This is a genomic window from Paenibacillus sp. O199 (genome assembly GCF_001636635.1).
Lineage (GTDB): Bacteria > Bacillota > Bacilli > Paenibacillales > Paenibacillaceae > Paenibacillus > Paenibacillus marchantiae.
The window spans coordinates 363552-387104 of record NZ_LGRP01000004.1; the positions used below are offsets into that span (position 1 = coordinate 363552).

General features: G+C 48.7%; 21 protein-coding genes and 1 pseudogene. 9 read left to right on the top strand and 13 right to left on the bottom strand.

Going from position 1 to position 23553, the window contains the following annotated elements:
* Positions 1–4 precede the first annotated feature (4 nt).
* From A6049_RS08955 to A6049_RS08965, 3 genes are all read left to right on the top strand, one after another.
* Positions 5–244, top strand: a complete 240-nt coding sequence (locus A6049_RS08955) for a spore coat associated protein CotJA (RefSeq protein WP_063564296.1) — start codon at positions 5–7, stop codon at positions 242–244.
* On the top strand, positions 234–509 hold the full coding sequence (locus A6049_RS08960) for a spore coat protein CotJB (protein WP_063564297.1): 276 nt from the start codon (positions 234–236) through the stop codon (positions 507–509). Before A6049_RS08955 ends, A6049_RS08960 begins: the two co-directional genes overlap by 11 nt.
* A 93-nt stretch (positions 510–602) precedes the next feature.
* A complete protein-coding gene (locus tag A6049_RS08965; protein ID WP_063564298.1) occupies positions 603–1172 on the top strand; it encodes a manganese catalase family protein in 570 nt (189 codons plus the stop codon).
* Between the two features lie 219 nt (positions 1173–1391).
* Here A6049_RS08965 and A6049_RS08970 read toward each other — a convergent pair whose 3' ends face one another.
* The 4 genes from A6049_RS08970 to A6049_RS08985 form a co-directional block, all read right to left on the bottom strand.
* Positions 1392–2384: a 3-oxoacyl-[acyl-carrier-protein] synthase III C-terminal domain-containing protein gene (locus A6049_RS08970; RefSeq protein WP_063564299.1), complete on the bottom strand. Its 993-nt coding sequence runs from the start codon at positions 2382–2384 to the stop codon at positions 1392–1394.
* A gap of 54 nt (positions 2385–2438) precedes the next feature.
* Positions 2439–2789, bottom strand: a complete 351-nt coding sequence (locus A6049_RS08975) for a hypothetical protein (RefSeq protein ID WP_063564300.1) — start codon at positions 2787–2789, stop codon at positions 2439–2441.
* A 186-nt stretch (positions 2790–2975) separates the two neighbouring features.
* Complete coding sequence (locus tag A6049_RS08980; protein ID WP_024629113.1) at positions 2976–3344, bottom strand: carboxymuconolactone decarboxylase family protein; 369 nt, start codon at positions 3342–3344, stop codon at positions 2976–2978.
* Positions 3345–3357: 13 nt separating this feature from the next.
* A complete protein-coding gene (locus A6049_RS08985; protein WP_063564301.1) occupies positions 3358–4989 on the bottom strand; it encodes a thiamine pyrophosphate-binding protein in 1632 nt (543 codons plus the stop codon).
* Between the two features lie 405 nt (positions 4990–5394).
* Here A6049_RS08985 and A6049_RS08990 point away from each other — a divergent pair, with 405 nt between their 5' ends.
* On the top strand, positions 5395–6366 hold the full coding sequence (locus A6049_RS08990; RefSeq protein ID WP_063564302.1) for a Gfo/Idh/MocA family protein: 972 nt from the start codon (positions 5395–5397) through the stop codon (positions 6364–6366).
* A 121-nt stretch (positions 6367–6487) separates the two neighbouring features.
* Here the strand turns inward: A6049_RS08990 and A6049_RS08995 are convergent, their stop codons facing one another.
* The gene (locus A6049_RS08995) at positions 6488–8206 is read right to left on the bottom strand and encodes a methyl-accepting chemotaxis protein (protein ID WP_063564303.1); all 1719 of its coding nucleotides are present in this window, start codon (positions 8204–8206) and stop codon (positions 6488–6490) included.
* Between the two features lie 289 nt (positions 8207–8495).
* On the opposite strand from A6049_RS08995, the gene A6049_RS09000 reads away from it, so the two are divergent.
* Positions 8496–9182, top strand: a complete 687-nt coding sequence (locus A6049_RS09000; protein WP_063564342.1) for an HAD hydrolase-like protein — start codon at positions 8496–8498, stop codon at positions 9180–9182.
* A 106-nt stretch (positions 9183–9288) separates the two neighbouring features.
* Here A6049_RS09000 and A6049_RS09005 read toward each other — a convergent pair whose 3' ends face one another.
* Genes A6049_RS09005 through A6049_RS09025 form a run of 5 tightly spaced genes read right to left on the bottom strand, consistent with a single transcriptional unit; the run spans position 9289 to position 15646 of the window.
* On the bottom strand, positions 9289–10482 hold the full coding sequence (locus A6049_RS09005) for a YheC/YheD family endospore coat-associated protein (protein WP_063564304.1): 1194 nt from the start codon (positions 10480–10482) through the stop codon (positions 9289–9291).
* Between the two features lie 35 nt (positions 10483–10517).
* Positions 10518–11624, bottom strand: a complete 1107-nt coding sequence (locus A6049_RS09010; protein WP_063564305.1) for a YheC/YheD family endospore coat-associated protein — start codon at positions 11622–11624, stop codon at positions 10518–10520.
* Positions 11624–12997 (bottom strand): YheC/YheD family endospore coat-associated protein, encoded by a 1374-nt coding sequence (locus tag A6049_RS09015; RefSeq protein WP_063564306.1) that lies wholly within the window; start codon positions 12995–12997, stop codon positions 11624–11626. Before A6049_RS09015 ends, A6049_RS09010 begins: the two co-directional genes overlap by 1 nt.
* Before the next feature lie 60 nt (positions 12998–13057).
* A complete protein-coding gene (locus A6049_RS09020) occupies positions 13058–14248 on the bottom strand; it encodes a YheC/YheD family endospore coat-associated protein (RefSeq protein ID WP_063564307.1) in 1191 nt (396 codons plus the stop codon).
* Positions 14249–14278: 30 nt separating this feature from the next.
* A complete protein-coding gene (locus A6049_RS09025; protein ID WP_063564308.1) occupies positions 14279–15646 on the bottom strand; it encodes a YheC/YheD family endospore coat-associated protein in 1368 nt (455 codons plus the stop codon).
* A gap of 280 nt (positions 15647–15926) precedes the next feature.
* On the opposite strand from A6049_RS09025, the gene A6049_RS09030 reads away from it, so the two are divergent.
* From A6049_RS09030 to A6049_RS09040, 3 genes and pseudogenes are all read left to right on the top strand, one after another.
* A complete protein-coding gene (locus A6049_RS09030; protein WP_024629123.1) occupies positions 15927–16274 on the top strand; it encodes a YlbF/YmcA family competence regulator in 348 nt (115 codons plus the stop codon).
* Positions 16275–16375: 101 nt separating this feature from the next.
* Entirely contained in the window at positions 16376–16663 is a 288-nt protein-coding gene (locus A6049_RS09035) for a hypothetical protein (protein WP_063564309.1), read from the top strand.
* Positions 16664–16900: 237 nt separating this feature from the next.
* A pseudogene (locus tag A6049_RS09040) lies at positions 16901–18234 on the top strand (DRTGG domain-containing protein).
* A gap of 123 nt (positions 18235–18357) precedes the next feature.
* On the opposite strand, the gene A6049_RS09045 reads toward A6049_RS09040, so the two are convergent.
* The 3 genes from A6049_RS09045 to A6049_RS09055 all read right to left on the bottom strand — a co-directional run bounded on the left by A6049_RS09045 (position 18358) and on the right by A6049_RS09055 (position 19637).
* Complete coding sequence (locus A6049_RS09045) at positions 18358–18699, bottom strand: YtpI family protein (protein WP_179132321.1); 342 nt, start codon at positions 18697–18699, stop codon at positions 18358–18360.
* Between the two features lie 98 nt (positions 18700–18797).
* Complete coding sequence (locus tag A6049_RS09050; RefSeq protein ID WP_063564310.1) at positions 18798–19286, bottom strand: sporulation membrane protein YtrI; 489 nt, start codon at positions 19284–19286, stop codon at positions 18798–18800.
* Positions 19287–19307: 21 nt separating this feature from the next.
* Positions 19308–19637 (bottom strand): YtrH family sporulation protein, encoded by a 330-nt coding sequence (locus tag A6049_RS09055; protein ID WP_024629128.1) that lies wholly within the window; start codon positions 19635–19637, stop codon positions 19308–19310.
* 306 nt (positions 19638–19943) lie between these two features.
* Here A6049_RS09055 and A6049_RS09060 point away from each other — a divergent pair.
* Positions 19944–23553, top strand: a 3610-nt coding sequence (locus A6049_RS09060) for a DNA polymerase III subunit alpha (protein WP_095206023.1), incomplete at its 3' end; no start/stop codon positions are given.

The window sequence follows — 23553 nt, forward strand, 5'->3', positions numbered from 1 at the left end:
TTCTGTGTCAGATCCGCAGCTTCGTGCTTACGCCCCTTTTGTGGGGCCGTTTGATCCATGTCCACCGAAGACGATTCGGACGTACCTGGTTCCTCCGCAATTGTTTATCCCATTTCAGCCGATGGGCTGGCCGCAGTACAGTCCCGCAGAAGCTTTAAGAATTGGAACGTTGTGGCCTGCTTTATACAGTCCTTATACACCTGCGAGCTCGAAGGGAAGGAAGGTGGAAGCAGATGGAACCTGAAGCACCCAAAGCCTGTGATGCAAAATACTATGAGCTGCTGGAGGAACTTCAGGCCCTGGATTTTGTATTGGTTGAGCTGAATCTGTATCTGGATACCCACCCGGGCGACTATCAAAGCATCGAGCAATACAACAAATTCAGCCAGGAGCGGATGAGAGTGGCACATGAGTTTCAGCAATTGTACGGACCGCTGATGAACTTTGGGCATGCTTTCTCCAAATATCCGTGGGAATGGTCCCAGACACCATGGCCTTGGCAAGTGTGAGATAACATCCTCGGGTTTCCTTGCAGTCGTTCCAGGCCGGGAACTCGAGGGATCGTAACAGGTAGGATTTGATTTAAAAGAGGAGGCGTCTGCATGTGGGTGTATGAGAAAAAATTGCAATATCCCGTTCGGGTTAGCAAATGTGATCCTCATATGGCGAAATTGCTGGCTGAACAGTATGGAGGCGCAGACGGAGAACTGGCGGCTGCCCTGCGGTATCTGAACCAGCGGTATACAATTCCGGACAAGATTATCGGGCTGTTGAATGATATAGGGACGGAGGAATTTGCTCATCTTGAGATGATTGCAACAATGATCTACAAGCTGACAAAGGATGCGACTGTGGAGCAACTGGAAGCAGCGGGGCTTGGGCCGAACTATGCACAGCGTGATTCTGCTTTGTTCTATACGAATTCTTCCGGTGTACCATTTACAGCAGCCTACATTGCTTCGAAAGGGGATCCAATCGCAGATTTGTACGAGGATATTGCAGCGGAAGAGAAGGCTCGGGCTACATATCAGTGGTTGATCGATCTGACGGATGACGTGGATCTACAGGACAGTCTCAAGTTTCTGAGGGAACGGGAGATTGTGCATTCCTTGCGTTTTCGTGAGGCAGTCGAGATTCTTAAGGATGATCGGGAGACAAAGAAGATTTTCTGATGAGGACAACATATCATTCTCATTGCCGTTCTCTGCAAAGGGAGCGGTTTTTGCGATGAAAGGAACGTTTAGAGCATGCTCCTCGTTGGTTTTGAAGTAATGGGGATGGAATGTTATCCAATGTAAGTTATCATTCAAATATAAAATAATAAAAAAGCAGGACCATCCTTTTTTTGTTAAAAAAGGCTGCCCTGCTTTTTGGAATTCCGTGTCAAGCTCTCAGTATTCAACGACCATGGCAACATTTTGCCACCCAGCTCCGACTGTCCAGAACAGCACTTTATCACCACGCTGAATTTGGCCGGATGTAATGGCTCGATGTAATGCAATAAACGGACTGCTGGTTGAGGTGTACCCGAACTCGTCTCCGATGTAGACGGCAATATCTTCGCCAATGCCAATGTTTTCGGATACAGCACGTATATTGCCAATAGATAATTGGGAGAAACAAGCGGCTTTGATCTCGTCGGCTCCTATCTCGTTACGACTCAGCAAAGTTCGAATCGATTCAGAGGCTGCACCTACACAGATGGAATCATCAAACGGTATGAATTTGACATGGAAGGCTCCTGCGTCAACACCGGTTTGGCCCAGTTTTGCAAGACCTTGTGCCGGGAAAAGAGAATTGCCGTACACACAGGTATCGGTCTGATAGATCGAGTCAATAAAACCGACAGCCTGCTCATTCCGCTCAACAATGACAGCTGCTGCTGCGTCCCCAAAGTTCGCGAAGTATACAGGATCATCCGGACTGGCGTGAGGAGCCACGTAATCCGAGCCAATAATCAAAGCACGACGAATTCTGGGATTGCTCATCATCTGACGGCTAACTTGTTCAAAGGCTGCGGTCATGCCCGCACAGTTGGCATTGCTATCAATGCAGATCGTATGGGATGCCCCGTTAATCAGGCGATGAATCATTAAGGAATTCGTAGGAAAGATGTATTCCGGCGTTTGACTTGCATAAGCAATCAGATCGATATCGGCACCGGTGAGTCCGGTCTTTTCGAGCAAATTACTGGCGGCCTCAAAGGCCATGCTTAGTGAGTTTTCATCATCGTTGTCAATTTTGTAACGTGTATCACGCCCAAGTGCCTTTAACAATCCCCGAATATCTACACCTCTTGCATCAAAATGTTCAATATAAAAGTCATTGCCCACCTTGTTCGTTGGATGATAGATATCGATATCTACAATACGAATTCCAGCCATCTTCATTCTCCTTCTGAGCGGATGGGTGAACCCTCAGCTTGTCCGCCTGGTTTATTAGGTCGTAACCGTGGAGATGATCTCAAGATTTTCCAGTCCGACAGACCGTCCAAGACGGGACAGCTGCATTTTCAGAATGGCATTATTCTCAAGCGTCAACACCACTTTTTTATATTCATCTTTTTTGAACATCTGCAGGCAGCCCTCGAGAAGAGGCACAATTTCCGGAGCGGTAACATTCAACTTTTTGCAATCAATATTCAACTCATACTCCTTGGTGTTAATCGGAGCGATCGTGTCCTGATATGCCGAGATGGAACGTAAACCGTCTTCTTGAGAGAAAGAGCCCTCCAGTTCAATGTTCAACACCTTGTTCGGAACGTCAGTATTCAGTATAAAACTTCCCATGATTGTTATCTCTCCTTTAAATGAGTTAAGGCTATCCCGCTCACCAAGACATAGGCCTTGAGGCCCTCGCTGAATGCTTCTGAGATGTAGGCGGATTCGAAGGATAATTTAACCATATTATAAAGGTAGAGATGTAATAAGATCAATAAAAAAGTCGAATCGTGTATAAAAATGTAGAAGAGTGAATTATTGGATTTCATCCAGTGTAGCGAGCAATATATTAAAAGCACTGATGATCCGCGGTGCTCCAACACAAGGTGCCAGATGCAGCAAAATTCCTTTGAGCTGATCTACAGTTACACCGACACTTAGCGCCATCGTATAATGAACCCCCAACTGCTCATACTGCCCTTGTGAGATCAGTGAGGAGATAATCGCAACTTCCTTCCATTGATCGGTAATGGTGGTACGTTGAAAAATATCACCGTAAGCCGTTCCCATAATAAACTCGGCGAGCTCAGGGAACTGATCCTTAATGGGTGCCAATGCTTTTGCACCATATTCACCCGAAAGCTTTGCAAAACGCTCCAATCCTTGAGTTACTTGTTCACTCATGCCTATGTTCCTCCTAATTCAAAGTCACGGTACGGTGAGCCGTGGGTGGAATCTCGTCGCGATCGGTAAGAAGCTCAATTACAGTAACTTGGTTCAGCTGCTGCGCGGTCTGTAGAGCAGATGTGAATTCGGCCCGTGTTTCCGCCCGGAAAGCAACAGCGCCGAGAGACTCCGCAAACTTTGCCGCATCCACGGGAACCTCGTACAAGGTGCCATCGATCCGGCCTGTTGTTTTTTCCATGCCTTTCAGTGCCATATCCAGCTGTTTATTGTTCACGACGATGAAGATGACATGCAGATTGTTGCATACAGCAGTGTTAATCTCGGTTCCAAGCATCATGAAGCATCCGTCACCTGTAATGCATACGATGGTTTCTTCCGGTGCGGCAGTCTTGGCCCCAATAGCCATGCCGATGGCATTACCCATGCAGGCAAAGTAGGCGTCAAACACAAAGCTGCCGGGTTTCTTGACTTTATATCGTTGAACGGCATGAAAACCATGACTACCATCATCTACAAACAGCTTATGATCATATGGAAGCAGTTCACTCATTTCTTCCAGCACGGATGCCAGGGACAGGTTCGGCAGATCCGGGAGAGGTACGGTGTAATCTACAGTTGTCGTTTCTTTTGGAACAATAGGTTGTTCTGTCAGTGTACCGAGCAAAAACTGCAGGTTGTCCTTCAAGTCTCCGGTGATATGTAAGGTTTGAGCGTTAAGTATTTTACCAACGAATGTAGGATCAGCGTCGAATTGAATCAGATGTGCAGGATGGTTCTCAGGCTTCAAATTACAGATCGTCATATCACTTAGACGTGAACCGAGTACGATATAGAGATCACTTTGATTCAGTAGTTCATCTGCATGAGGGAAGCCACCAACACCGCAGGGCCCATGATATAGGGGATGATCCCAAGCAATGGCACCTTTTCCGCCAGGAGAAGTAATGACAGGAATATTGAAATGTTCGGCAAAATGGAGCAATTCATCATGGGCTCTGGCGCGGCTGACGCCTTTGCCTGCAATAATTAAAGGATGACTGGACTGTTGAAGTAAGGGGAGGATACGATTCAAGTTGGATACGCTAATCAGGGGTTCTGGCTCCGGGATGACAACCCGAAAGTCAGCAAGCTGTTCGGTTTGTACATCAAAAGGAAGACAGAGATGGACGGGCCCTTTGTTGGGACCGAGTGCAATGGAAAGGGCGTGATTCAATATGGTGCTGAAATGATCACCACGCTCCACCAGTTTGCTGAATAGCGTGGCAGGACGGAACATCTCCGCCAGATCAGCCAAGTAGGAAGAAGAGTCCTGACATTGCGGAAGCCCCAATTCCTGAATGGATTGATGACCCGTAATAAACAGGACGGGCAAATTATTGGCCTTGGCATGGGCTGCAGCGGTGAGCAAGTTGGTTCCGCCCGGACCAGAAGTGGCGAAGGCCACACCCAGTTTCCCTGTTTGGAGGGCATAGCCCGATGCGGCAAAGCCTGAACTGGATTCATGGCGACCTGGAATGAATTCCAAACCGTAATCGACCATTTTCAGGACAGCAGGACAGATGGATTTTCCGATAATACCAAAGACATGAGTAACGCCTAAATTACGCAGAGCTTCTGCCAAATAGTCCGCAACTGTTCTCATGCGGGACACCTCGCTTCACAAAATAGGTTTTTGGACCCACAGGTCAAGTTCCATTTTTGGAGTGTATGTCGTTGTCTAAGGTTGTAAAAGGAAATAAATCCTTGTTAATAGGAAGAGTAGCTTTTTTTGTGGTTTTTTGTCAACCGCTTTTATGAGTATAAGTTCCTGATTCTTAGGTTGGAAACGCTTAATGTCTTGTCCCATATGAGAAAATAAATTGGTTATATATTCCTGCAACGAATTACCTATAAACAAGATTTATAGAATTAAATGTAAAATAATATATAATATGATGTATTTTTTTGTGTAGATCAAATTAGAAGCGTATGCTTTCCATTTCGTCCCGTGCAAGGATTGGCAATATTATGCTTTCTGTTATACTGAAATTCGATGGGAGTGAGTTAAATGACAACGATAAAAATGGCCGTAATTGGTCTGGGCAAAATGGGAATACATATGATACATCAGGCAACAGAGGCAGAACTATCCGAAAAAGTAGAGATTGTAGCAGTGTGCGATTCCAGTGAGGAAAATTTGACATCGTTTGCTTCCTCGCATCCGGAGACGAAGACGTATATGGATTTCAAGCAATTGCTCGACACACATCCGGTTGATCTGCTGTACATAGCAGTTCCACCTAAATATCATTATCCAGTCGTTATGGGGGCATTAAAGCGCAAGATTCATGTATTCTGTGAGAAGCCATTGGCCAATAGCGTGGAGGAAGCTAGAGCAATGCTCGAGGCAGCCGAGAAGGCTGGTGTAGTACATGCAATTCATTTCTCCATGCCGCATGAACCATCAGTAGTGAAATTGCAAGAGCTGATTCGTCAGGAAACGATTGGTGAGATTCGCAAAATCGATCTGATTCTGCAATTCCCTCAGTGGCCACGAGCGTGGCAGCAAAATGCCTGGATTACCAGCCGCGAGCAGGGCGGATTCATTCTTGAAGTGGGAATCCACTGGATTCATATGATCCAAAATGTGTTTGGTGCTATCCGTGTGATTAACAGTCAGGTTCAATTTCCTCAAAATACAGGTGAATGTGAACATGAAGTTCAGGCCGCGATGGAGCTAGAGGATGGAACCCGAATTCAATTAAATGGGATTGCTCATTTTGCAGGTGAAGAGCGTGTATCCATGGTGGTTTACGGTACAGAAGGAACGATTGCCTTGGAAAACTGGGACCAACTATGGAGTGGGCGCATCGGAGAGCCGCTTGTTCCCGTCGAAGTGGATGAATCCTTAAGCCAGCTGCCTGTACTTAAACACGTCATTGCCCGTATTCAAGGCCAACCTGCCAAAATATACGATTTCAACGATGGCTATCATGCACAGCTTGTCCTTGAAGCGCTGCGTAATCCGGATCAATCCTGATCGAAAAAGGTACTGAGCTAGAAAAGGATTCGTGTTAAATGTTCTTTCATTTTGAAAAAAGAAGCAGATCCCTATAGAGTAGGATCTGCTTCTTTGTGTTATCTGGGACTGATCAATAGGGTCAGGACAGCTTGAATCGGTTAACCAATTGATCAAGCGCATCTGACATTTCGTTCAATTGCTTGGACGTATCCGCCATTTCCTGTAACGACGCAAGCTGCTCCTCGGTCATAGCCGATACTTCCTCCGTGGCAGATGCGGTGTCCTCTACAACGGCTGATACTTCGTTAATGGATGTCATTACTGCTTCGCTGCCTGTGGTGAGCTCTTCAACCACAGCGGATACATCCAGCATCTCAGCGCTGAGGTCTTGAATGTGCTGCGTAATATTCGCAAAGGCTTGGCCCGCGTCTTCAATCGTCTGTAAGCCTTCGCTGACATGCTGTGTACTGCCTTCGACTTCATGAACGGTGCTCTGTATACCAGCTACGACCGTCTCCAGAATGCTTGTAATTTCTTTGGCAGAGGTGGCGCTTTGATCTGCCAGATTCCGAATTTCGCCAGCGACTACAGCGAATCCGCGTCCATTCTCCCCTGCACGCGCCGCTTCAATTCCGGCATTGAGCGCGAGTAGATTCGTTTGTCTTGCAATGCCTGACATGGAATCGGCAATGTTGATGACCTGATCGGACATTTTGGATATTTCATGAATGGCTCCCTGAACAGACAGGAAGGATTGTTCGATGGTCCCCATTTTGCCAACCGCATTATTAATTCGCTGCTGTCCATCGACTGCAATGGACTCTGTGCGTACAGCGCGTTCAGCAGCCTCCGATGCGGAGCCAGCAACCCGGTTGAGTCCGGTCAGGGATTGTTCCATGGCGGCAACCATCGTCTGTGTAAGTGCAACTTGCTCATCTGCGCCTTCGGCCACACGTTCCATGGCTGCGGCAACCTCTTTTCCAGCCAGATGACTGTCGGACACGCCTTTATCCAGCCGGTCAGATGCGGCGTTCAGGGTGGTAGCGTTGCTTTGGACGTCCAGCATCATCTGCTGCAAACCAAGGAGCATCGTATTGGCTGCCTCCGCAAGTTCCCGCGTTTCATCCTTCATCGGCGTGGCAATGCGCAGTGTCAGATCGCCATTGGAGGAGCCGATGTCATTCAGCGCGCGGATTACTGTTCGGATGTTTTTTACAATGGAACGGGATAGAATCAAGGCTGCAAAGATCGAGATCAAGGCCACAACGATAAGCGCTCCGTAAAGCTCCCAATTCAAAATTTTGTTCTTTTGCTTCAGCGCTTCGGTGCGATTTTCAGTCAACGCCAGCTCATTGGTGCGAAATGTATTCAATAAACCGCGAATCTCATCCATATCCTTCTTGCCGGGGTCCTCCACAAAAAATTGCCTTATCGCCGCCATATCATTCGCTTTTCGAAGCGCAATAACCGGTTCGCCAGCGATTTGAATCCAGTCATCCATTTTAGCTGAGATTTCTTCAAGAAGTGCCTGCTGTGCCGGGTTATCCGAGACAAGCACCGCAAGCTGATCCTTGAGTATATTCTTCTGTTGAACGCCTGTGTTATAAGGGTCCAGGTAGTTTTCTTGTCCTGTAATTACATAACCTCGTTGTCCTGTCTCCATGTTCACCATAATATTTTCAATCTCATAGGTTAGATCATGTACCTTCATATCGTGATCCACCAGAAAGTCCAGTTCTCGTTGCAACTGGCTGATACTGTTTTGAATCAATAAAATAGAGCCAGCGAGCACCGCGAGTACGAGCAAATAGCCCAAACCAATCTTATAAAAAATTTTGAAGGTCCTGTGCTTTTTCATGTTTGTTATGCCTCTCCTTGGGGTATATGTATTTGTCGAATAAACTTGAATGATAGATTTTTTTAGTTCTTTAGGTGTGGTGTCTAAAGAACTATTTTTTCAGTATTATACTTAAAGAAATTATTAATGTACATAGTTTGAATGATTTATGTATAATGTTTGTGGATATTGTATGGCGTTGACGATACAGATGTTTTACATTGCGCGGTTTACACTGCCAAACGTTTATGTTTATCATGGAAGGGGAACGATTCCGAATACATATCCCAATCCGAAAGGAACATTGGACATGACAAAAGAGACGGTATTGCGTAAACCGGAAGCAATGATTTTTGATATGGATGGTACTTTGTTTCAGACGGAAACTCTGTTGTTGCCAGCCTATCATCAGCTGTTTGATACATTGCGGGCCGAAGGGCATTTTGAGGGAGAGACTCCTCCTGAAGAACGAATGCTGGGAAGCCTGGGGATGTTGCTAGAGGATATATGGAAAGTGGTTATGCCCGAAGCTTCAGTTGCGGCCCATCGACGTGCAGACGAATTGCTGCTTCAGTTGGAGATTGAAGGGTTGGATGGGGGAAGCTCGCAGCTGTACCCACAAGTAAAAGAGACGCTGAAAGCGTTGAAAGAACAGGGTGTGCGGTTGTTTGTCGCCAGCAACGGGCTGGAGGACTATGTCAAAGGCGTGGCCTTTGCCCATGAGATCATGCCGCTCTTTGAAGGCGTGTATAGTGCTGGACAGTACAAGACCGCTTCCAAAGTTAACTTGGTTCAGATCCTGCTTGAGAAGCATCGGATTCAGGATGCATGGATGGTAGGGGATCGCTCTTCGGATGTGGAGGCAGGCAAAATGAATAACCAGACCGTTATCGGCTGTGCCTATGCAGGGTTCGGACGGGACGAAGAACTGGCAGGATCAGATGTACTGATCTCTGATTTTACGGAACTGCTTCGTTTGTATCGGGAAGCCGAGTAGAACAAAACCCAAAAAACCGACCACCCCTAGTCCATTCGGACATTGGAGTGGTCGGTTTTTTAGTTCAAGGAGGATTTGGTTCACTACCAATGAAGTCTGACGGTCATCACCGGGATCCTCTGGTTCTTTTGAGGGTGGCGGATTTACCTTTTACGCGTTTGACCGGTTTAGTTACCTTCACCCCCCGAGGGGGACGAATTGTATTTGCATGATTGCGGTACACCCACAAGGCGTACTCCAATGGTTGGGTGATCGCTTTGGAATAGATATCATTCTCACCAATGCGGGCAAACACCTCACGCGCAGGCTTCGGATTCACTTCAAGCAGATAGATGTGCCCGCTCTTGTCAATCGCCAAATCGAGAGCCAATTCACACAAGTTGCCATAGGTGTTTTCCAGAAACGTAGCTACATCAATCCCGAATTTCTCGGCCGTTGCGTAAATTTCTGTTCGCTGCTTCTCATCCGTGATCCATTGTTTCATCAGTTTGTGCATCGCTATGGCCTGACCACCACCATGCAGATTAGAGGTAACACTTTTCTCCGCACCCATCCGTCCGGCACATCCGGTCAATTCCCACTGTCCTTCGCCGTTCTTCTGGACCAGCATTCGATAATCATGAACACGGCCATTCGGAAGCTGGAGTTGAATCCCCTGTTGAACCAGATATTTGTCTTTCATATTCCAGTTCTGGAGAAGTGAACCCAAGCGTGACAGATGGACTTTACGCGGGGTGATGATCCGCCGCTTCTGGTCCCGTCCCTGTACGAGAACTGTATTGGCCTCGCTGCCACTGCGTTCGATGCGGAGAATTCCGCGCCCTCCGGTTCCATTAATGGGCTTCAGGTAGAGCAGGGAGGAGGCCTTCAGCATTCGATTGACGTCGGACATATCCTGATACAGAAAAGTGTCGGGCAAATGCTCACGAAAGGCTGATTTCGCCGAGAGTGTCTGATGGATGGTCCACTTATTACGCAATGGGCGGTTGAGAAAGAGCAAGTGACCATACCTTTGCCGAAAGGCAAGCAGCTGCTGGAATCTGCGATTGCGCTGTATGCGGCAGCGGTCGAAGATGATATCCGGGAATGAACGCCATTCCCGGGACCAGCCTTTTCCCGAATGAAAGACCATGGCCTCAATCTGTTTGCCTCCTGGATGTACATCGGCAGGTGTGAACACATATATATCGAGTCCCCGCTTGCGCCCTTCAAGGATCATTCTGCGGTATATGCTCCGTTCTTCCAGAGCGCGATGTTCATTTAAGTACAACGTCATAATGCCCAGAACAGGTGAGGACACAAACAATCACCTTCTTTTGCTGTTATTCCTGTTCATCATCGTTTGGACTGACGGGCAAGGTAGGCGCTGTACTGAAAAATACGTTCCAGTGACTTCCGCCGAATCTGCGGTTCATCGAACTTCATCGGCTTTGCATTCGCTTCAAAGAACCAGATCTCGCCCAGATCGTCAACGCCCAGGTCCATGGACATCTCACCGAGCGTATGCCCTGAGCCTCGTTCCACTTGTCTCGCGATCAACAATGAAGTGGACTTCACCCGCTTCATCAGTGTATTCGACATTTCTTCCCCGAAGAGATCGGTGAGCAGCTTCTCCGGGTCCTCCACCGTACCTCCACGCGGAACGTGGGTGGTAATGCTTCGGTAGCCAGCGAGACGGGCGCCAACACCGGTTACGCTCCACTGTCCCTTGCCGTTTTTCTGCACGAGTACCCTGAGATCGAATGGGCGCTTGTGAGATGACGCCAGCTCAATACCCTGTTGCATGATATAGGGCGTGTGACCGGTCTCCTTGCGAATTCTTGCCCATAACTTGGAAAGGGTTGCTGCTTTGTACGTGGTGCTTTTTCGGGTACTCTGTATTTTAAGTCGGTAAGGAAGACGTTCTTTTTCCTGGAACTTGAGCATCATGATGCCTTTGCCGGCCTTGCCGCTCTCTGGTTTCAGATATAGGTAGGGATGTGATCGCAGCACCGTCCCGAGAGCAGTTGCTGTTCGCATCCGGCGAGTATGGGGGACCAGCTGCTGGGTGGATTTGGATTTCTTAAGCCATTCGAACAGATTCCATTTATTGAAAAAAAACGGGTTATACAGTTCGATTCCAGAATGCATGCATTCTTCAATTTTTCGCTGTACTGAAGATTTGCGTTCATCTTCCCGGTTGGGAATCCGATTGTAGAGTACATGGGGAAGGGGGAAGGACTGTGAAGTCCATCTCCCACTCCCATTGTTGTACGTGTATCCTTTTACGGTGGGGCCGCTCACGTTTAAATCTCTTACAGTCACGACGTACACCACATATCCCATATTTTCGCCCGTCTGCACAATATCCAGGAAGTTTTGATGGTTTCCTCTGAACATCCGTTGATCATCATGCATGGTCAGGATAGCAATAACGGGTCTAAAATCATCCTGCAAGCTCATCAAATGCCGTCTTTCTTCCGGAATTTGCTCAAATACAGGCAATGTTCCAGGATGTGCTCCACCGATGATTTTCCTTCCAGCCGCAGCGAAGGGTGACGGAAAATGGAGCGGCCGGGTTTGGCGTTCGCTTCGAACATCCATACATGTTCCTCCTGATCAATGCCCAGATCAAAGCCAATCTCACCAATCAGATGCTGGTGCTGGGTTTCAATCGCCTGGGCCAGTGTAATAGCGACAGATTTGGCATGCTGAAGCACTTCTCCAGAGCGGTCACCAAAGTTTCGTTTGAGTGCCTGCTCAGGTGTCATCAGGGAGCCGCCGTTTTTGATATGTGTGGTTACACTGCCGCGACCAGCTTTTTTGGCGCCGATTCCAACGACGACCCATTGATTGTTGCCATTCTTGTGCATGTGAAAACGAAAATCAATGGGGCATTCGTCAATCTCAATAAGCCGGATGCCTTGTTGAACAACATAACCGCGAAGTTGTTTGCCATGTCTGCCTTGAAGCATGCGCATCAGGCTGTTAAATGAGCCGAAGCGCAGAAGTGCGTTGCCGCTTTTTTTGCGATATCGGGCAAAATATCCACGTTTGGGAGAGTAGGTCAATCGATAGATACCGTTGCCCAGACTTCCCGCTGTTGGTTTGTAATAGACAAACTGATGGCGTTCCAGCATTTCTTTCATTTGCTCTACCGTCGGGTTGGTGATGGACTCAGGTATATAGCGTCCTGCTGCCGGGTCGTTCTCCAGCAGTTTATAAATATCCGACTTGTTGAAGAAACTCCAATTGAAGAAAGGAATTTTGCGCCGAACGAATCGCTCCCGAAGCTGATTGATCGCTGGTGAGAAGTCAGAGCGACGGCTGGGTAATCGGTTATACACGACGTCTGGAAGAGGTACCGTTTTCCGACTGAAGCTTCCATTGTCATTAAGGAAAAAACCGGACACCGTTTCGTTCTGCCAGTTGATATCTCTTGGAGTGAACGCATAAATATAGGATTTACGGCTTCCTTCGCGGAGCAGTTGTTTGATAAAACCGGTACGGGAACCAAACGGATTGGAGCCAGACGAAGGTCCGTCAGACAGCACCCCGATCAGTGGACCCAACTGGACTTCATCGTTCTGCAAGTTGCGGAGGTAGATGCTGCCCCGTTTCGGAACGTTCATCAGATTGCGTATGCCAGAAGCGAGATAGAGATGTTTGCCAGCCTTTTTGATCGGTTTGATGGTTGCGGGCACCCGGTCACGGCCAAACCGCAGATGAATCGTTTTTTTGCCGGTTAGATTTAGGCTTTTCATTAATGCGTTGGATACATAAACCACTTTATCCGGTTGCTGTGTGAAATGCAGATTGCAAAAGGTCAAACTCATGATTTATCCTCCTATCCTGAAAAGATCCTTCGGCTCCATGGCAGCGGGGCGCTGCGTGCCTCAACCGCCGTGAATCGGGATGGGTTTCAGGCCAGCTGTGCTGGATGTATTCGGCATTTTCATTGGACGCTTCACGTCCGTGAGAACATGTTGTTGCAGCAAATAACGGGCATAGGCAAGCGGCTGGGTGTAGGTCAGACTGTGCATACGGGGGTCACCCGCCTCTGCGAATGAGGAACGTCCCGGTCTCGAATTCACTTCGATCAGCCAGAGGCGACCCTGAACATCTGCTCCGAAATCAAGACCCAGTTCGGCCAGTCTGCCAAATTGGCTTTCCAACAGGGTAGGGATGCGGGCAGCAGCCTGCCTGATCTTCTCCAGTAGAGTGCTGGTTTGCTTGCTCCCATATCGTTCCAGCAGATAAGGATGCACAGGGTACGCCTTTCCCCCTCCATGCAAATTGGAAGTGAGTGAGCCAGCCGGCCCTTCCCGTACCATACATCCGGTTAGAGACCAGCGTCCTTGCCCATTTTTTTGCATCAAGGCCCTAATGTCGAATGGTCGTCCGTGATGACTCAGTTCCAGGTACGGCTGTAAGATCATCTTTTTACCGGCCTTGTGTGAATCCAGCCAGGCAGAGACATCCTGGCGATGCTCAAATGTACGGTGAATCAATTCATTGCGAGTATTTCTGCCCTCCATAATCCAGGAGGTGTGGTGATCTTCGCGATAAAGGCGAAACGTATCTTTACCATGGGTGCCCGATACAGGTTTGAAGAAAATGCCTTTCGGCCAGCGCTCCAGCCATTTCTCCCATCGGGTATCCGACTGAAGAAGTGTCGTAGGCGCAAGAAGAGCACGCAGTCTTATATCAGTAGACAAGGCGCGATATACCTTCCATTTACCAGGCAAGGAAGCAGACCAGTAACGACCGTGGTGTCCGTTGCCTGAGGAAACTAGCTGCTGAAGCTGCTGTTTGAATGTTCTGGGAAGTGGGAGCAGACAGCGGTCCATGATTAGGTCCACAGCAGGAAGAGGCACGATGTTCCATTCTCCTCTGTCAAATACATAGCCCTGTGTGAGCCGAGATACGCTGGGGTTATTCGCTACGGCCAGCACAATGATATTTAGGCCGTAACGGTCGCTTTCCAAACTGAGACGACGACAGAAGAGTTCATCCACGAAAGGAGGCGAGCCTTCTGTTGCCCGAACCAGGATGGCTAGTGTGTTTGTCTGATGTTGCAGGAACATGCCGCTGCACCTCCTCTAATGGATGACTCTTCAGAATCCGGCCAGATAGGTGGAGTATTCCAGCATCGCTTTGACCGAAGGCCGGATTTTGCTCTCGCTAAGTGGCGTATTATCGTTCTTGGATGGTTTGGAGTTTACTTCAAGCAGCCAGACCCTTCCGCTGGTGTCCAAGGCAAGGTCGATGCCGAGTTCACCGAAATGGGCGGGGATGGCACCTTCAATGCCTTTGGCGATATCCAGCGCCGCCGTATGCAATCCTGCATACGCAGAAGCTTTGGCTGATGAGGATAATTGGGTTTTGGCTACAGCTTCCTTGACGGTGCTGAGACTTCCACCTCGTGCCAGGTTGGATACATAGTGACTGCCGCCTGCAATACGTGCGACGATGGAAGTGACACTCCATTTGCCCGTACGGTTTTTTTGCACAAGCGCACGGAAGTCTACGGGTCTGCCGCTGTTATCAATCAGGGAAAGACCCTGTTGGATCTGGTAGCGCGTTGTTTTCATTTTCCCAGACAGACTGGCATACAGTTTATCCAGAGAAGCATACGTTTGTTTTCGGGTCCCCCCAACGCTTGTAGCGAGGGTGAGGAAGCTGCCGTCGCTTTGACGAGAGACCCGGATGATACCTTTGCCAAGCGACCCGCGAACAGGCTTCAGAAAGACAACCGGATATCGATTGCACATCGTTTTGAGTGTGGCGGAAGCTTTGAGCAAATGGGATTCGGGTAGTACCCTCTTCAGTGTTGAAATGGACTTCAAGGCATCGAATACTTCATTTTTGTCCAGAAACTTTTCGTTGAAGGTTTGTGTACCGTAGAGCGATTTTACTTCTTTCATAAAATGCTGTACGCTAGGTTTGTTCTCAAGCTTACGGGACGTCAGCCGGTTATTGACGACGTCTGCTATAGGCAGAACGGTCTTTTTCCAGCCGTCATCATACACCCAGCCTTTCATATAACCCGTTACCGCTCCAATATCCTCCGGTGTGAAAAAGGATACATAGGCGCCCTTCTTCCGGCAGGCGTTCACCAGTTCTTGACAGAACATCGTGATGGAGCCAAAGGGCCGATCGGGCTGATCGGGGTAATCCTGGCTGACCAATACACTGATGTAGGGTCCAAGACGCAAAGTACGGCTGGTTGAACGATAAGATATGCTCAGGACCGAACGGGAAACAAGGCCGGTCTTGCTGGCTACCGTCTGATTGATGCGCAGACCGTCATACCTGGGAACAGGGATGACAGTAACTTCACGGCGGAAAGAGCCGAATTGCAGCTGAAGCGGCCTTCCCGAAGGGATTTTAAGCGCCTTGAGCAGCCCTTCACCGAGCATGATGACGTCGTCCTGCAGGATGCCCGAGCCGGTAACCTGAATCGTTACTTTTTTAGTGGACATCACGGATCTCCTTCCGGGCGGCAACTTGATGTCTGATCTCGAAGTTGAACGGCATCTGAACATGGCATGTGCTTCATCATATGAGGACATATAACCCTTGGTGATTGACCCATTTGGATTAAATGCATTTGATGCTCGGTAGGTAATGGATGGCATGTTTCCGCAACCTTTGTTTGACGGAAGTGAAATACGTGTATTAACACGGGTGAACGTTGCGATGAGAATGCGAATGAATACGAATGAATAACAGAAGAACAACCCAATTTGAGGAGGAATTATAGTGAACATTTATGACAAAGCCAATGATTTGGCCAAAGCACTGAGAGAAAGTAGCGAGGTGGAAGAAATAACTTCTGCGATGAAGCTGATCGAAGTAGACCCGGAAGCAAAGGCTATGCTGGATAATTTTCGTGATCAACAGATGGAATTGCAACAACGTATGATGAGTGGGGATATGCCTGCACCGGACGAAATGGAGAAAATGGAGAAACTGTTCGAAGTATTGAGCCTGAACCTGAATATCCGTCGTCTGTTTGACGCTGAACGTCGCCTGAGTGTCATTATCGAAGACGTGAACAAAATTATTGCAGACAGCCTGGGTCATCTGTACGGTGGCGCTGAAGCCTAAACTTAAACCTTGTCCCGTTTTTTTGCCTGAACCTCTCATATTAGCTCCTTATCGTTCATAGACTAGACATATAGAGTCGATCAAGAACGAAGGAGCTGTGAATGGTGAAAAGGTTAAAGAAAGCAAAACATGTGATCTATCTGGTTATCGCGTTGTCGATGCTGGTTATTGCGTTGCCGCGGATTTCCTTTGCTGGTGGAATGGACTGGGTTAATATTTTTGGCATCGTATGGGTGCTGTTCTCGTTATTAATCATTGGTGCACATCTGCATTTTATTCTTGGTGTGGATGAAGAGAAGAAGCGTGCACTGGAAGCTGTTCGACGGGCAAAGCTGCGGCAGTGGGAGATGAAACTGGTGGACAAGCAGGAGCAGAGCAAATCTGTATAAGGTTTGGATCACATACGACATGGTAATAGAGATGGTTCTATCTGTCTAAGTAAGGCCGGATTCCCTTTGGCATAAAAGGAACCGGTCTTTTTTTATGCCCGTAATTTGCTGCTCCGATTATTCAGATCCATGTAGCGAGGTTCTTTAGGAGAAAGGTACGTAGAATGGGGTTATTTTCCTAAGGTCGTGTTATAATAGATACAGAATAGTACAGATGCATCTTCGGGGGTGGTACAGATGGACGGACAGGAAGAAAACGTGACGAAGCACGAACAATTGCTTCAACATATTGAACAACTGAAGGTAGGCAGTAAAATATCGGTGCGCGGACTGGCGCGGGAGCTGGGGGTAAGCGAAGGAACAGCATATCGTGCGGTAAAAGAGGCAGAGAACTTCGGCCTGGTCGTGACCAAGGAACGAATTGGAACAGTGCGGATCGAGAAAAGACCTCGCGGTATGACCGAGCAGCTGACTTTTGCCGATGTGGTAACCATCGTCGAAGGTCATGTGCTGGGTGGAAGTGACGGTCTAGCCAAACCGCTTCACAAGTACGTGATCGGTGCGATGAAAGAGCAGGCCATGGCCCGATACATTGACGCGGGAAGCCTGTTGATTGTTGGTAACCGGGACAATGCACATTCCCTCGCACTCGAACAGGGCGCGGTGTATTAATTACAGGTGGCTTCGGTACAAGCCGTGAAGTGAGAGTGATGGCTGATGAGTTGGGTCTGCCCATTATTTCCTCCCGACATGATACGTTCACAGTGGCTTCAATGATTAACCGTGCGATCTTTGATCGACTGATTAAGAAAAAGATTATGTTGGTAGAGGATATTATCGGTCAGAAACCCCGCCTTCAGGTGCTAAAGGTGACCAGTTCAGCCGCGGATTTTCATCTGCTGGTTTCCGAAACGGGAGAGCATCGCTTCCCGGTAGTAGATGAATGGAACCGGGTTATCGGTATTGTCAGTCTGAAAGATGTGAGTGAGTTAAAAGAGGATCAGAGTATTGAGAAGTGTGTCGTACGCCGCCCGATCACAGCTTCGCTGCAAACCTCACTGGCTTCGGCTGCACAGATCATGACGTGGGAAGGCATTGACTTCCTGCCGATTGTAGATCGGAACCGTAAACTGATTGCATCCGTCACACGTAAGGAAGTATTGCAGGCGATGCGTGATGCACAGAAGCAGCCACAGCTTGGAGAGACGTTTGATCATCTGATCTGGAACGGGTTTGCGGAAGAGCGCGGAGAGCAGAACGAATTGTTTTTCCACGGATTCATCATTCCGCAGATGGCGACAGACCTTGGTACCATCTCGGAAGGCGTTCTGCTGAATGTGATGACACAGGCGGGACGGCGCGCAGCCTGGGATGTTACAGGAAACGACCATGTCGTGGATAATGTAACAACGTATTTTGTTCGTCCGGTACAGATTGAAGATCAGATTCTGGTTCGTCCCATTATTCTGGAGACAAGTCGTCGGACCTGCAAAATGGATATTGTCATTTCCCGTGATGGGAATGTTGTATGCAAAGCGGTAATGACCCTGCAATCCATTGACCATGCCTAGAAAAAGAGAGTATCCTCTTATCGAAAGAGCGAACTGTACCCCGAAATCGACGTGGTTCAGGCTTGTTCGATAGATGAGGATACTCTCTTTTTGGCAAAAAGCAATGACATCGTGCTAAGTGCATCAGGCAGATTGTCCGGATGTCTTGCCAGTTCCACCGTCTGCATGCTGCTGAAGACGGGCATAGTAACTGCGGTTACGTAATCCGGCGAACAGATTGTACGCTCCCATAATCAGAAATAGCGCTTCCACAACAACGGATAGCGTAGAACCGGTAAACACAAACATCAGGATGAGGGAAAGAATAATCAGCATGCTACCCATCCAGATGTTGGTCCATGAGCGATAAAGACCTATGGCGATGGGATCAGTGGTCCTGCGCGAACGAATGCTGTTCAGAGCTGAACAGACCATGGCCAGGGCAAAGATGGCGATTAGGGCATATTTGAGTACATCGATGAACACAAAGACGCAGCTCCTTTTCTGGAAAGCATTTACTGCCCTTATTGTACCATGCAGGCAGAGGGCAAGGGCAGTTTTTTTCCGGGGCTGTCATCCATTTCCTAAGCCGGAACGTGCATCCGAATCTGTACCCAAACTTGCAGCACACCTTCCATCACCAGCATCGTTTTCACCTGGACGGTATATTCCTTTTCTCTGACCGTATACACTTTTTGGTTCAGCATAATCCGCGTCATTTTGCTGTACTCATCGATATTGAAGACGTCGCGACCCCGGAGCACCTCAAGTTCATCCCCCAGTTTCTGCAACATCACTTTTAGGGAGGCCTCGTCCGGACCTTTGTCAGAGTCTTCTGCACGGACCTTGATTTCCTTGATGACGGTTTGGCGTTTACTGTATTTTTTCAGCGTTTTAATATCCTCCTCATTCTGATGCAGCTGAAGCTGCAACTCCTGATTGTTGAGCCACAACTCGTTGTAACTCAGGTGAAATACACCGTTGTACACGACACAACCGGCGATCATTCCCAGAACAAAGACAGCAGTCATGCGCATAAGCGGGCGGTAACGTGAAAAAGGCGGGATTCTCATGGGCGCTGTCCTGGAGTCATGCTAACCCCGTCCTCCACCGCAAACCCATTTCACCAGTTCAGTACCCATATGTGCGCCCATAAAGGCGGATATCAAGTACAAAATTTGTTTGACTGCCGGAGACAGATTGCCGTCCAGCACGTTGCTTTCGATCACCCGCATCGGATCGATTGTACCGCCAACGGCCGCTGCGAGCGCCCAAATTTTAATTTTCCCAGCGACATCAAGCATCGTCTGTGTCGGAGGCTGGAGAGAGACCACCGCTCCTATACCTCCAATCATCGCGCCGCCCAGCACGATCCCAAACGCAATGAAGAAATCAAGAATAGCTTTGGACAAAAATGTGCTCATCCGGCAACACCCCTTTCAGACCCAGCAGCACACCTCCTGTCTTCGGTCCGTAACAGGGGGAGCGGCTTGTACTTCTATTGTATGGGCGTGCCCCCGAACGTTATGATAAAATAGAATAATAAAACGCGCTCCATTAGGATGAATCCTTATATTTCATTCATTTCATTAATAGAGCATTTTACATGAATACAGAAAACGACTTTCGGTCTGAACCGAAGGATGAAAAATACGGATAGAAGAAGACAGTGCAGTAACCTGATGCAAAAAGGTTGATGCGACTGTCCATGGCGAAAGGAAGAAAAAAACATGAGTTCTTTTGTGCATTTGCACGTTCACAGTGAATATAGTTTGCTGGACGGCGCTGCGCGTATACCGGATCTCGTGAATAAGGCCGCGGATCTCGGAATGACTACGCTGGCATTGACCGACCACGGTGTAATGTATGGTGCTATTCCTTTCTATAAAGCATGCGTCGAGCGGGGAATTAAGCCGATCATTGGATGTGAGGCTTATATGACTGCCGGGTCTCGCAAAGAGCGGGGAAGCCGCAAGGATCAGCCGATCCATCATCTGATTTTACTAGCCAAAAATATGACGGGTTATCAAAATCTGATGAAACTATGCTCCATCGGACATTTGGAAGGCTTCCATTACAAACCACGTATTGATATGGAGAGTCTGGCTGCCCATCACGAGGGTATCATCTGTTTAAGTGCATGTCTGGGAGGCGAGGTTCCCCAGCATCTGCTGCATGGACGAGAGGAAGAGGCAAAGCGTGCGGCGCTGCGTTACAAAAATATTTTTGGTGCCGATTTCTATCTGGAACTGCAGGATCATGGGCTATCTGAGCAAAAAAGAGTGAACCCTCAGCTGATTCGTCTGGCAGCAGAACTGGATATTCCATTGGTGGCGACTAATGATGCGCATTATCTGTCCGAAGAGGACGCTGAGCTTCAGGATGTGTTGATCTGCATCGGAACAGGGAAAACGGTAGATGACGAGAATCGGCTGCGCATTGGAACCAATCAGCTCTATCTCAAGAGTGAACAAGAAATGGCGCGTTTGTTCCCACATGTGCCCGAGGCTTTGGCGAATACGGTTCGCATCGCGGAGTCATGTGAGTTGCAGCTCGAATTCGGCAAATCCATTTTGCCGGAGTACAGACCGCTTCCTGAAGGGAAAAGTCCTTCTACCTATCTGCGTCAGTTGTGCGAAGAGGGAATGGAAGAGCGCTATAGTGAATCATCACGTTGGACGGACTCGGAGCTCAGAGCCGCACTTGAACAGCGGCTGGATTATGAGCTCCGGGTTATAGACAGTATGGGATTCTCGGATTATTTTCTGATCGTGTGGGATTTTATCGCCTATTCTCACCAGCAGGGAATTGTTACCGGACCGGGACGTGGCTCCTCGGCAGGTAGTCTGGTTGCCTATACCTTGCGTATTACAGACGTTGATCCCATGAAGTATAACCTGCTCTTCGAGCGGTTTTTGAATCCGGAACGGATCTCCATGCCGGATATTGATATCGACTTCAGCGATGAACGTAGGGACGAAGTCATTGAATATGTGGCGAAAAAATATGGCAAAGCCCATGTCGCCCAGATCATTACCTTTGGTACGATGGCTGCCCGTGCAGCCGTTCGGGACGTCGGACGTGCACTGAATGTGCCTTACGGCGAGGTGGACAAGGCAGCGAAGCTGATTCCTGCACAGCTTGGTATTAACATTCAGCGGGCAATGGAAGCCACCCCTGAACTAAAGGCTTTGTATGAGACCAAGCCGAAAACACGTGAATTGCTCGATATGGCCATGAAGGTGGAAGGTATGCCTCGTCATGCTTCCACACATGCGGCGGGGGTTGTCATCTCCCGTGATCCGCTGACGGATGCTGTTCCGCTTCAGGAGGGCAGTGAGGGAACGGCCTTAACGCAATATTCCATGGGAAACCTGGAGGCTATTGGACTGCTCAAAATGGACTTCCTCGGTCTGCGTACCCTTTCAATTATTGAACGCTGTCTGCGCTGGATTGGGGAAAATGGCGAAATTCCGGATTTTCGTCATATTCCGGATGACGACGCACTCACATATGAGATGCTTGGTCGAGGCGACACGATGGGGATATTCCAGCTCGAATCCGCAGGAGTGCGTCGTGTCCTGAAGGAGCTGAAGCCAAGTGTATTTGAAGATATTATTTCCGTGCTGGCCTTGTATCGTCCGGGCCCAATGGAATTCATCTCCAAATACATTCAGGGCAAACATGGACAGATCGAAGTGGATTACCCGCATGCGGATCTGGAGTCCATCCTCAAGGATACGTACGGCATCATTGTATATCAGGAACAAATTATGCAGATTGCTTCCCGGATGGCGGGCTTCTCTCTCGGCGAAGCGGATTTGCTCCGTAGAGCGGTTTCCAAGAAGAAACGGGAAGTACTGGATCTCGAACGTGGACATTTTGTCCAGGGCAGTCTTAAGCAAGGATACAGTGAAGCGGAGGCAGACCTGGTCTATGACATGATCGTCAAGTTTGCCAACTACGGTTTCCCGCGTGCTCATGCCGCTGCGTATGGCGTGCTTGCTTTCCAGACGGCTTATCTGAAAGCACATTATCCCATTCATTTTATGGCATCGATGTTAACAGCCGTTATGGGCAGTCACCGCAAAGTAGCGGAGTACGTTGTGGAATGCCGTCGCATGGATATTGAAGTACTTCCACCAGATGTGAATGAGAGCGGCATTCTGTTTACACCTGTACTTGCATCATCCAACAGAACAAAGGCTGGACAAGCGGCGGAAACCCAACGTTTAGAGGGAGAACATGGGGAGGACGGTACAGCAAGTTCTACGATGGAACATGCCATACATGTTGATGATCATTATTCCGGACAAGCGGAGTACGGTGAAGCACCTCTACCAGATGACCCGGGTCCCTCACCAGACGAAGACGGTAGTGCCTATGAGTGGCAGGCAGCGACGGCTGTGCCAGAGCAGTCCGAGGATCGGATTAATTCGGGCGTAGTGACTGTTTCTACAGCAGAACGTCTGCATGGAACTGGGGAAGAGGAGTCCTCGCATTCTGAACAGCATGAAATGTCTGCTGTACAGGAGAAAGATGGATTGTCGAATCAGAACTCTGATGCAGATACAGCAACCGGGGCGATACGTTTCGGTCTGGCTGCGGTGAAAAATGTAGGCACCCAGGCGATGGAAAGTATTATGATTGTACGGCAGGAAAGACCGTTCGACAGTTTGCTCGATTTTTGTCGTCGCGTCGATTTGCGGGTATGCAACAAACGTGTAATTGAATCGCTTATTCAGGCGGGAGCCTTTGACACATTGCCTGGGCACCGTGCCCAATTACTTGCCATGCTGGATGAGACTGTGGAAGCGGCTTTGAAATGGCGCAAAGAACGCGAGGATCTGCAAATTCAATTGTTTGATTTTGTCGAGACGCCGAACTGGGAGATTGAATATCCTCAAATTCCGCCTTATTCCGGGAGTCAGCAATTGGAGTTGGAACGTGAGCTGTTAGGTTTGTATCTATCTGGTCATCCATTAGATGACTATGAAGATGTGCTTGAATCCAGCGGCGCAGATCGCATTATGGAGCTGACGGAAGCGGCTGACGATACGATGGCCGTGGCAGCCGGGATGGTTGTGTCTGTGAAGTCGATTACGACGAAACAGGGTAAGGCTATGGCGTTCATGGAGCTGGAAGACCAGATCGAACGCTGTGAAGTGGTTCTCTTTCCCGAAGTATGGCGGCGCAGCCAGCAGCATGTCGGGAAAGGTGAACTGCTCGTCGTGCGCGCCAAAGTGCAGCAGCAGGACGAAGGGTTCAAGCTGCTGGCTGAGGAAGTGGCGCCGTTGTCACCGGCGGCACTGGAACAGCAGCTGCGCAGCCGCGAACGGC